Origin of the sequence: Mangrovicoccus sp. HB161399, assembly GCF_013184745.1 — a bacterium.
In the GTDB taxonomy this organism is placed as follows: domain Bacteria; phylum Pseudomonadota; class Alphaproteobacteria; order Rhodobacterales; family Rhodobacteraceae; genus Mangrovicoccus.
The window spans coordinates 1-9,697 of the sequence record NZ_JAATVU010000127.1 but is presented as its reverse complement, the minus strand read 5'-3'; the positions used below and the strand labels follow the sequence as shown (position 1 = coordinate 9,697).

Genomic DNA, 9,697 nt, shown 5'->3' with positions numbered 1-9,697 from the left:
TCAGGTCGCGCCGCCGCCCATCGGTTTCGGACCGGTGGCGTCCGCCTGCTCACCTATCCGCATCGCCTCACCTCTTCCCTGAGACGGCGGTTCCTGCTGCGCAGCTCGGCCAGCTCACCGGCCTCGGCCTGCCGGCGCCGGATCGCCTCTGCCGAACCCGCGGCGGCGAGCTCGAGCCGCCAGCCCTTCAGCTGCGACGCCGTCACGCCCAGCTCGCGCGCGACGCTGGTCTGGGTGGCGCCGGGCTCGGAAAGGCGCGCAACGGCCTGCTCCTTGAACTCGGTGGGGAAGTCGCGGCGGGGCTGTCTGCTCATGTGCGATCCCCTGTTCCTGAGAGTACCCTAACTCCAAGTCCGGGATCCGGGGGCAAAGTCACTCCGCGCCCGGCACCGCCGGAGGACTTGCCTTGCGGGGCGTGGCCGAGCGGGCCGACCGGGCGGGCCTCCGCACCAGCTGCAGGCATGGCCCCGCGGAACCGGCAGCGCGGACGGCCGGGCCGGAGAAGAATTCCTCCAAAGCCTACAAACGCACGCGCGCCGCGACCAAGGTTGCCGTCGCCCGCGCGCGACACTGGCGGGACCGCCAGTGTCCGGGATCCTGGAACCGACGGAAGCGCGCGTCGTCCCAGCGGACCTTCCCTCGTCCCGGCCTGGGTGCCGACCAGGCCGTCGTCCCTACGGCGAAGCCTTCCCGGCCCGCATATGGCCGCCATCGGCCGGAGGAAGCCAATGGAAGCGCTCCTTCCGGGAAAGCGGACGAACGGCGCGGCGGCAAGGGAAAGATCGCAGCACTGCCGATGGCCGCCGCACGCCTCTTGCCGGGCCGAGGCAGAGCGCGCGGCACCGCCCGATGTCAGGTCCGGCGCCTTCAAGAGCGGTGGCGTGACAGCTACAGGTCCGAAGGCCTGCCCGAATGCCGTTGCAGACACCGCGCAGGCGGAACACCGGCAGCCGCGTGCCGGAGCTGCGCGACCGGCGCGCCGATCGAGGATGCATGCCCGGAGCCATCCAGGTCCCATTGGCGGCGCGCACCCCGGTTGCAGCCGCACCCCATCGCCCAATTCCAGCCGTGGCTCCGGGCAAGCTCGTGCACGACGTCTCCATGGCCAGCAGCCGGTCGCGGGTCTTGCCCAAAGCCATGGGACCCAGACCGGCATCGCGGATGCCGCGCCAGGTGAAACAGCGGAGCGGCAGGTCGCAGTGCGACCGCTCCATCGGCCTGCGTTCGGTCTTGGTGGAAAACAGGATCTGCAGCAGGCTGGCCCGGATCAGCCGCTTCGGCGGCGATCGACGGGCGGCCGGAAACGGTGCGGAGCGCGCCAAAAGATGCCTCCAGGACCGCACGGGCGCCCGCCATGGGCGTCCGCGGCTTTGGCTCAGGCGCTTTTCAGCCCGCCTTCCCGGCCGAGCAGCGCTTGCATCCGCCGGACATCCCAGCCGTCATCGAGCGATATCATCGCACCCGCACAGGTTTCCAGCTCGGCCCGCGCGACGGCGCTGCCCCCGGACTCCACCATGTCGCAGGCGATCCTCAGGGCGGTGGTGGCAGCACCCATTTCCCGCGCGCGCGCCAGGGCTGCCGCGCGCAGTTCCGCCGCCCGGTCGCGCTCGCCCCTTGCGCCGGCGAGCGCCGCGGCAAGCCGGGCGGTCTCCGCCTCGCACCAGGTTTCGTCCGTCCGCAGCTCTTCGGCGCGGGCCTCATCGATCAGCCGGGCGGCCTCGTCGAGTTCGCCAGCGCGCAGGCAGACCCAGGCCGCCAGCCCCGCCGAGAGCGATCCGTAATTCGACGGGTTGTAGACCCTGAAGGCCGCCAGCGCCTCGCCGAGCTGGGCCGCCTCGGCGGCCGAGGGAGGTCGGTCGCGGCCTATCAGCCGGGCCGCCGTACCGAAGAACGTTCCGGCCCCCCGCGCCACCTTGATGTCATAGCGGTCGGCCACCGCCAGCGCGGCATCCGCCCCGGCAAGCAGTTTGCCGCTGTCCACGGCCATCGCCGCCAGCATCGACTGGAAGGCCAGCGCCATGCCCAGCGAATGGCCGTGCTTGATCCGCTCGGCATGGCTGACGGCAAAGCAGCTGCTTTCGCGGCCGCGGAGCAGGTCGCCGCGCAGCCAGCGGGTGAAGGACAGGAAAACGGCACAGATCTCGGCATTGTCATAGCCATGGGTGAAGGCGAAGTTGAGGTCCTTCTCCATGTCATAGGCGTCGAAGGCCGCCGACAGCTCGCGCTCGGCATCTGCGAAGCGGCCGGTATGCAGCGCCACGCTGCCAAGGCCGCGCCGCCCGATCATCGCATAGGTGCGGTTGCCGCGCGCCTCGGCCGTCTCGGCCAGCGTCTGCGCCCAGATCTTGGCACCGGCATAATCGGCGGCGACCAGCGCATTGGAATAGATGCCGTTCAGCGCCAGAAGTTCGGACTCGCCGTCGCCGAGATCGCGGGCCAGATCCAGCATCTCGCGCGACAGCCGCCCGACCTCCGGATCGCCGATGCTGAACCTGCCGCGCTTGACGACCGCGAGGCCGGAAGCGGTGCGCAGCCGCATCCTCTTGGCCTCCGCATCTTCGGGCAGGTCCTTGAGCGCCTCGCGCGCCTGTTCGAAATAGTGGTTGGCCTCGACCAGCGCGGAGCCGGACAGGAACTGCTCGGCCGCGGCGAGCGCCAGGGGCGCGGCCTCGGCCATCATTCCCGCGGCAAGCGCATGCGTGGCCAACATGTCCGGACGGCGGGCCGCCATGTCGGCTGAGAGGCCGCGCAGCATGTCGAGTGCGGCGCCGTGCAGCGCGCGGCGCTGGGTCCCGACCAGCCGCTCGTAGACCACGTCGCGATAGAGATGGTGATAGAAGCGGAAGCTGCCCCCCGCCCCTTCCTCGCTGACCAGCCCCGACCCGAGGAGTTCGGCCAGACCGGCCTCCAGCTCCGCCGCCGAAACTCCGGCGACCCCGGCCAGCATTTCCTGGTCGGCGGGCATGTCATAGACCGCCAAAGCTGCCGCGACCGGCCGGCCCGCGGCAAGCTGGTCCAGCCGCTCGCCCACGCTTTCGTAGATCGTCCGCGGAACGGTCACGTCCTGGGCGATCGAGCCGACGCGGTCCCCCGCAACCGAGCGGGCCAGGCTTTCCAGCATCAGCGGGTTGCCCTCCGCCAGCAAGAGCAGCCGATGCTGCACTGCAGCAGGAAGTTGGTTGCCGCCCAGCACCCTCCGGAAAAGCGCGCGGGCATCTGCCTCGCCGAGTCCCGCAAGCGCCAGCCGAGACGCGTCTTCCCGCCCCTGCCAGAGCGGCTCGGCCGCATTGCGGGAGGTTGCCAGCAGCATCACCGGGCGGCCCGCCGCTCGGATGGCGGTTTCCTCGAGCAGATCGCGCGTGGTCGCGTCGCACCAATGCGCGTCTTCCAGCACCAGAAGCACCGGCCGCCCATCCCGGCTGGAAACCAGCCATTCGGCGAGAAGCGAGATCAGCCCTGCCCGCTGCGCGCGGGTCTTCGGCCCCGGCGGCTGCGCGCGCGGCGCAAGCCCGATGAGTTCGGCGACCAGGGCGACATCCTCGGCCGACCGCCCTTCCATGGCATGGGCCAGCGCATCCCGGCGAGCCCCGGCGGTGCCGGCCGCCTCGCCGCCGACCAGACGTTCGAAATAGCCGGTCACGGGGGCGAAGGCGCTGTTCTGCGACAGCGAGGAGCAACTCAGCCAGCGCAGCTCGACCTCGCCCTCCTGGATCCGGCCGGTCACGTCGCGCAGCAGCGTCGTCTTGCCCAGCCCGGCCTCGCCGGTCACCACGGCCATGCGCGGCCGCGCCTCGCCTGCCTCGGACCACAGGCCCAGAAGCTGGGCGGTCTCGTCGCTGCGCCCGAGCATCTCGACGCTGCGGGCATCGCGGTCCGAGCGCGCGCGGCCGAGCAGGCGGGACACGCTGCCCGACTCCTCGAAGCCGGCCAAGGTGACGTCGTCGCGGCTCTCGAAGGCAAAATGCCCGCCGGCCTGGGCCCGCGTCGCGGCATCGACCATCACGCCGCCCGGCGGGGCGACCGACTGCAGCCGCGCGGAGCGGTGCATGACCTTGCCGACCATGTGCAGCCGTTCGTTGCCGTTGTGCTCCTCCGGGCGGCCGATGACCGCCTCGCCGGTGGCGACGCCGACGCGGAAGCCGACCTGGATGCGCTGGCCCGAGGGCAACGGGAAATCGCGGGCGCCGAGTTCCTCCTGCAGGGCGAGTGCCGCGCCCAGGCCGCGTTCGGCATCGCCTAGGCGCGTGCGCGGATAGCCGAAGAGCATGATCACCCCGTCGCCATGTAGCGAAGCGAGATAGCCGCCGAAGCGCCGGGCCACGCCGCCGGCCGCCAGATAGAAGGACTGGAACACCGCATGCAGGTCATCGGGCGACAGCGTCTCGGTCAGCCGGGTGGAGCCGACCATGTCGGTGAAGATCACGGTGAGGCGCCGCATCTCCAGCCCGTCGGGCAGGCTTTCCGGACCGACGGTCATCGTGCCGCGCAGCGCGTCGATCGCCGCGCGCAGGCGCTTGCGCTGGCCGAGCGTCAGCCCGAGTTCGCGCAGGTCGGCGTCGCTGAGCGCCCAGAACAGCTCGTCGTCGATATGCTCCGCGCGGAAGCTCTCCTCGAATGCCGCAAGGCCGGCACGGTCCAGAACGGTCAGCATTGACGGACGCTGCATCGCGCTTTTCCCCTGTGCCCGGCAGGAAACCAGGCGTTTTGCTGATCGGCCCTGGTCCCCTTTGTTCCCCGCGCGGACGGTATCCCAAGGGGCACAATGCTGTCCATATGCAAGAACCGGGAATGCGAAGCGTTGCACTGGATCATCGGTCGGGCCCCTGCCCTTTCAGCGATGCACCATGAGACGCAGCATGCGGCTGCCCAGCCGGACGTCGGCAGGCTCGGATTGCAGCAGGCTGCGGAGATAGCCCGGCGGATTGCGTAGCTGCGCCTGCCGCTCGTAGAGAACCATTGCCAGAAGGGCTGCCTCGGTGAATCCCAGCCGTGCGACGGTACTGCGCCAGAGCTCGCCGGTGATGCCGAGGCTGAGGACAAGATGTTCCACCAAGTCCCGCAAAGGGGCCTGGAGGTTGCGGCCGACATTGGCGACGCGGGGCATCGCGGTCTCGACCATTTCCGGGGTGAGGTCGACGGCTTGGTCCTCCGTGCTGGCCGGGGAAGCAGGCGGTTCAGAATTTCCGGAAACCGCGTAGCGTTCAGGAAGGTTTGGTGCAGGATATTTGTGACGGCCATTCTGAGGGGCAGAGCCCCCCGCGGAGGCTGTTTCGGTATCCGGGCCGCGGTCGAGCGTCCGTTCCGGCTGGCCACTGGCGGTCTCGCGGGCCGGAAGGCAAGTTGCCAGCCGGAGCTTCAGAGCCTGGAGGTCGGTCCGAACGGGCTTGCGGCGCAGCGTCTTGCGCGCCTCGTGCAGCAGTTCGGCAGTATCCTCGCTCTCGCCGATCTCGCGCATCATCAGGCTGCAGCTTTCGCGCAGGCGGCGGCAGGCTTCGGCCTCCTGTTCCGCCGCATGGGCGAGGCGCAGGATGCCGGGCATCCGGTCCAGCAGCGGTGCGAGGTCCAGACCGAAAGCCGTGCGGCTGCCATCGGGAGCCTGCCGCATGTAGCGCTTGCCGTTCGGGCTGGACTTCCTTGCCAGCAGGCCGAGCGCCGACAGTTCCGAGATCAGCCGCGTCACGGTCTTGTCGCCGTCTCGATTGGTCATCTGTGCGAGGCGGGCATTGGAGACATGGACGATCAGCTCGCCGTCCCCGCCCGTTGCCAGCAGGTCGCCCGGAATGCAGGCCATCAGCTTCTCGATAAGATCGAGACGGCTGCGGTTCAGGCCGAGCGCGCCCCTGGCCAGCCTGAGCGCAGGCAGGATCTGCCGCCATTTGTGCCATGACGCTGCTGCGGGCACACCTGTCCCGCGGACAGACCGCACTTGGCGCGCCTGCCCCGTGTCCCGCGCATCGGCGGGAAATGTCTGGTGGATCATCTGCTCTTCACGGCAGGCAAATTTTCCCCGTTCACCGAGTCGGTGCTCTTGACGGCTGATCTGTCGGGGTCTAGCGTGAAGCTGCGAAACTTATCTCTAGGCCCATCGGATCTCGGTTCGGTGGGTTCTTTTTTGTCCTGCTTCCGTGCCTCCTTGCCTGTCTGAAACCTAGCCTCTGGTTATTCGCCCGTGTGGCCGCCGGTCTTCTGCCAGCGGTCCAGCTCTTCCCGGATCAGGTCCTCGATGCGCGAGGACAGATGATCCGCAAAGCTCTTCTGCGCGTCGGTCTTGGCCGGAACCGATACCGAAATCGCGCCTTTCGCGGTCTTGACGGTGGCAAAGACCTTGCGGTCCCTGCCCTCCCCCAGACCGATCTGCATCTTGCTGTCTCCGGCCCGCTCCGCCGGCTTTGCTGGTGCCGACCTGGCGGTCTGCGCCAGTGCATCGAACGCAATCCCGAAGCGCGCGTCGCTGTCGGTGGCGCCGCGCTGGGGCGAGGTCAAGGCTGCCTCGATCCGGTCGGCGGCGTCGGCGCAGGCATCGTAGGCGGCAACGAAGGCCAGCCAGCGGTCGCGTCCGATCCCCGGCGCAGGGCCGATCATCCGGGCCAGCGCGTCAGGCAGCGTGTTGCCGAGCTTGGCATAGTTCGAGGCCCGCGCCTTGTCGATCGCGAGCGCGTCGATGGCCACGGCGCGCGGAAACCCCTCGGCCTCGATGGCGACGAGGAAGCGCGCGCGTTCCAGGAAGCTCAGGTCCTTGCGCACCGAGTTTTCCTGGCCCTGGATGATCACCGCATCCTCGTCGGTGATGTCGTCGCGGATGATGGCCTTGACCTTCTGGCCGAGGCTGCGGATCGCCCGCACCCGGCGGCGGCCGTAGATGATGCGGAACCGCCCCGGATGCTCGGGATCGGGCCGCAGCAGCACCGGGGTCGTCTGCCCCGTCCGCGCGATGGAATCCCGCAGCGCTGCTTCGGCCGCCTCGTCCAGCTCGTCCATCCGGTCGGCGGGGCCGCCGCGCTCGATCAGGTCGGGGTCTATCTCCTGGATGTAGCGGGCATTGGGCTTCTGCAGGTGCTCGGCGGCGTAGCGGTTCAGGCCGAAGGGCGCGGGCTTGCGGCTGCCCTTGGCAACCGGGTTGCCAGCTGGCAACCCGCGCGGTTCCTCTGCGGCCGGGCCGCCGGAAAACACTTCGGAAAGGCGGTCCTTACGCGCCATGGGTCATCTCCAGAGCTTCGCGGCCCCAGACGCGCCGCAATTCGTTCTCCACCGTGCGCACCACCAGCTCGACGCTGGCAAAGGCCCGGTCATAGGTCTGCCGGTGGAAGTCGCCGCGGGCGACCTCGTAGATCGACTGCTTGGTCATCGAGGCATCGCCGACCGCGGTGGATTTGACGAACGGGTGCAGCAGCACGTCTTCGCCCAGCTTCGATCTCAGGAACGCCGCCATCTGCTGGCTGGGTCCGTCATTGGGCTCGAAGCGCGTCAGCAGGAACTTCTCGAAATCCCAGCGCAGCGGCTCGCCGCCCATGGCGACGCTTTCCAGGAGTCCCGCGGCCATGGTCAGGAACTGTTCCATCGAGGCAATGTCGAGCATGGCCGGGATCACGGTGATGATGATGCCGCTGGCCGCGCAGAGCGCCGACAGCGTGATGAAGCCGAGCTGCGGCGGGCAGTCGATCAGAACCACGTCATACTTGTCCTCGACCGCGCCGAGCTGCATCCGCAGCCGCTGGTCGAACTTGATGTCCGTGCCGTCCGGGTTGCCGTTGATCAGGGCCATCGGCGTTTCGTGCTCGAACTCGGCCAGTTGCAGCGAGGCCGGGATCATGTCGACGCTGCTGAAATGGGTCTTCTGGATCGCGTCCTCGATATGCACGGCGCCGTCATAGCGGACGACGTCGTAGAGCGTGGCCACGCTGTCGTCGAAGATAGTCGGCGCGAAGCCGAAGAGCGAGGTGAGCGAGCCCTGCGGGTCGGCATCGATGCACAGGACGCGGTAGCCCTGCATGCCCAGCCCGTGCGCGAGATGCGCCGTGGTCGAGGTCTTGGCGGAGCCACCCTTGAAGTTGGAGACAGCGATGACCTGCATCTTGTCGCCCTCGCGGCGGCCCTTCAGGTAGGTGCCGGGCGTCTTGGCGTTCTTCTCCAGGTAGGCGCGGATGCGCTGGATCTCCTCCTCGGAATAGACGCGCCGGTTGGCCGCCCGTTCCGCCACGTCCTCGATGCGCTCCTCGGCATGGAGGCGCCGCAGGTGGCCCTGGGTGATGTTCAGGAAATAGGCTGCTTCCGCCGAGGTGAAGCGGCGTAGTGCCTTGCCGGATTCCGGTGCCCAAGAGGCGAGTTCCGCCCTGAGCAGGGCCGCGCGGATGATCTCGGCACGGCTTGCCAGTCGCTCATGTGCGACGCTATCATTGGACGGGATGTCCTTCATGCTCTGCCTGCCTCTGTTAGAGCGCTTTTTTTGTATTTTTTCGCGTTTTGCGTTACGTTCGTCCTTACCCTGTGCCAGAATCTCCGGCGCTGTCAACAATCTATGGAAAAGACTGTGTTTTCCGGGTGCCACCCGGTTCCGGCGGCGGCTGGCAACGGCGGGTTGCCAGCTGGCAACCAGGGCCAGGACCTGCCGGAACCGGGGGGTCGGCGGCCAAGGGTGTCCCGAACCGATGCGCGCTCAATCCATTGGTGTCCGGGTGGAAGGCGGTCCCTCTCTGAAGTCGGACCGGGTGCCGCCGCCCTTGCAGGTAATGCCGGGCGAGCGAGGGCGGCTGAAATCACGCCTTGCCACAAGACTGGCGACGCACGCGTTCCGGGTTTGAACAGTCAGCCACGGATACCGATGGGTTGTGCAGCCGGGCAGTGCATCGACGTCGGCCGCCCTCGGGCGGGCGCCTGGACGGGCAATTCGTGGATGTCAATTCAGGGTGCCTGGAAAACGATGGCTGTGCCAGTTTCGGGCGTGTCGCCCGTGTTTTCGGGACGTATCGGCAGTCTGCTTCTGACGCAATGAGCTTTTGCGCTAGGTGAGAGGGATGGCGTCCCTGAGGGTGACAGAGGCGGATGGAGGTGCGTTCGTCCACCTGTTCGCCGGGCGCTTGGAGAGCAAATGCGGCGGCGCACGCCTTTTCGCACAGCGCCGGGGCAAGGTAGCTGCCTGGTGTCTGTGTGGGGCGGTTCTTTGGCGCCATTTTCGGCGAAATCCCCCTCAGGCCTAGTGTCGCACGAATGGGAGCCGCAGTTTCAGTGGGTCGGCGCACAACAGCGTTTGTCCGAACTGCAGACCACCGGGCTGATCAGTTGCCAGTTCGCAACCAGGAGAAGACTAGCTTCAGGGCCGACATGTTCCGCACCAAATCGTCGGCTCTGACGGCATGAGTCGCTCTAGTTTCGAATGCCCGACCTCATGAGGCGCTTGCCGGCGCTGCAAGCAGGACGGCGTAGCTGCATGGAAAACCGCTGCCCGATCAACCTACGTTCGGCGGCAGCATGTTTGCAAGCGTCGAAGGCGCGGGGGATTGCGTAGTTCGACTGAGGTGGCCCCCAAAATCCGGACACCCTGCCAAGCTTGCCGCCAACGAGTACGAGGACTGACAGCGTGGCTGGCAAACGGAAGAACTACAGCGCGGAGTTCAAGGCGAAGGTGGCCTTGGAGGCGATCAGGGGCGAGATGACGGCCGCCGAGCTGGTGGCGAAACACGGCGTGCATCGGACGGTGATC

The 9,697-nt window shown here is 68.1% G+C and carries 6 protein-coding genes; 1 reads left to right on the top strand and 5 read right to left on the bottom strand.

Features of this window, described 5'->3' with window-relative positions; genetic code table 11:
- Nucleotides 1-53: 53 nt before the first annotated feature.
- From HCC78_RS30395 to repA, 5 genes are all read right to left on the bottom strand, one after another.
- Nucleotides 54-314: a transposase gene (locus HCC78_RS30395; RefSeq protein ID WP_172332491.1), complete on the bottom strand. Its 261-nt coding sequence runs from the start codon at nucleotides 312-314 to the stop codon at nucleotides 54-56.
- A 1,061-nt stretch (nucleotides 315-1,375) separates the two neighbouring features.
- Nucleotides 1,376-4,666: an AAA family ATPase gene (locus tag HCC78_RS30390; RefSeq protein ID WP_172332490.1), complete on the bottom strand. Its 3,291-nt coding sequence runs from the start codon at nucleotides 4,664-4,666 to the stop codon at nucleotides 1,376-1,378.
- A 165-nt stretch (nucleotides 4,667-4,831) separates the two neighbouring features.
- Complete coding sequence (gene repC, locus HCC78_RS30385) at nucleotides 4,832-5,980, bottom strand: plasmid replication protein RepC (RefSeq protein WP_172332489.1); 1,149 nt, start codon at nucleotides 5,978-5,980, stop codon at nucleotides 4,832-4,834.
- A gap of 179 nt (nucleotides 5,981-6,159) precedes the next feature.
- The gene (gene repB, locus HCC78_RS30380) at nucleotides 6,160-7,197 is read right to left on the bottom strand and encodes a plasmid partitioning protein RepB (RefSeq protein ID WP_172332488.1); all 1,038 of its coding nucleotides are present in this window, start codon (nucleotides 7,195-7,197) and stop codon (nucleotides 6,160-6,162) included.
- Complete coding sequence (gene repA, locus HCC78_RS30375) at nucleotides 7,187-8,413, bottom strand: plasmid partitioning protein RepA (protein WP_172332487.1); 1,227 nt, start codon at nucleotides 8,411-8,413, stop codon at nucleotides 7,187-7,189. The genes repB and repA overlap by 11 nt, the downstream gene beginning before the upstream one ends.
- Nucleotides 8,414-9,574: 1,161 nt before the next feature.
- Between repA and HCC78_RS35050 the strand changes: the two genes are divergently transcribed.
- The coding region (locus HCC78_RS35050) for a transposase (RefSeq protein WP_172332486.1) at nucleotides 9,575-9,697 on the top strand (123 nt) is incomplete at its 3' end.

Excerpts from the sequence above, each read along its gene's own strand:
- HCC78_RS30395 (WP_172332491.1), bottom strand. The coding sequence starts at position 314 with ATGAGCAGACAGCCCCGCCGCGACTTCCCCACCGAGTTCAAGGAGCAG.
- HCC78_RS30390 (WP_172332490.1), bottom strand. The coding sequence starts at position 4,666 with ATGCAGCGTCCGTCAATGCTGACCGTTCTGGACCGTGCCGGCCTTGCG.
- repC (WP_172332489.1), bottom strand. The coding sequence starts at position 5,980 with ATGATCCACCAGACATTTCCCGCCGATGCGCGGGACACGGGGCAGGCG.
- repB (WP_172332488.1), bottom strand. The coding sequence starts at position 7,197 with ATGGCGCGTAAGGACCGCCTTTCCGAAGTGTTTTCCGGCGGCCCGGCC.
- repA (WP_172332487.1), bottom strand. The coding sequence starts at position 8,413 with ATGAAGGACATCCCGTCCAATGATAGCGTCGCACATGAGCGACTGGCA.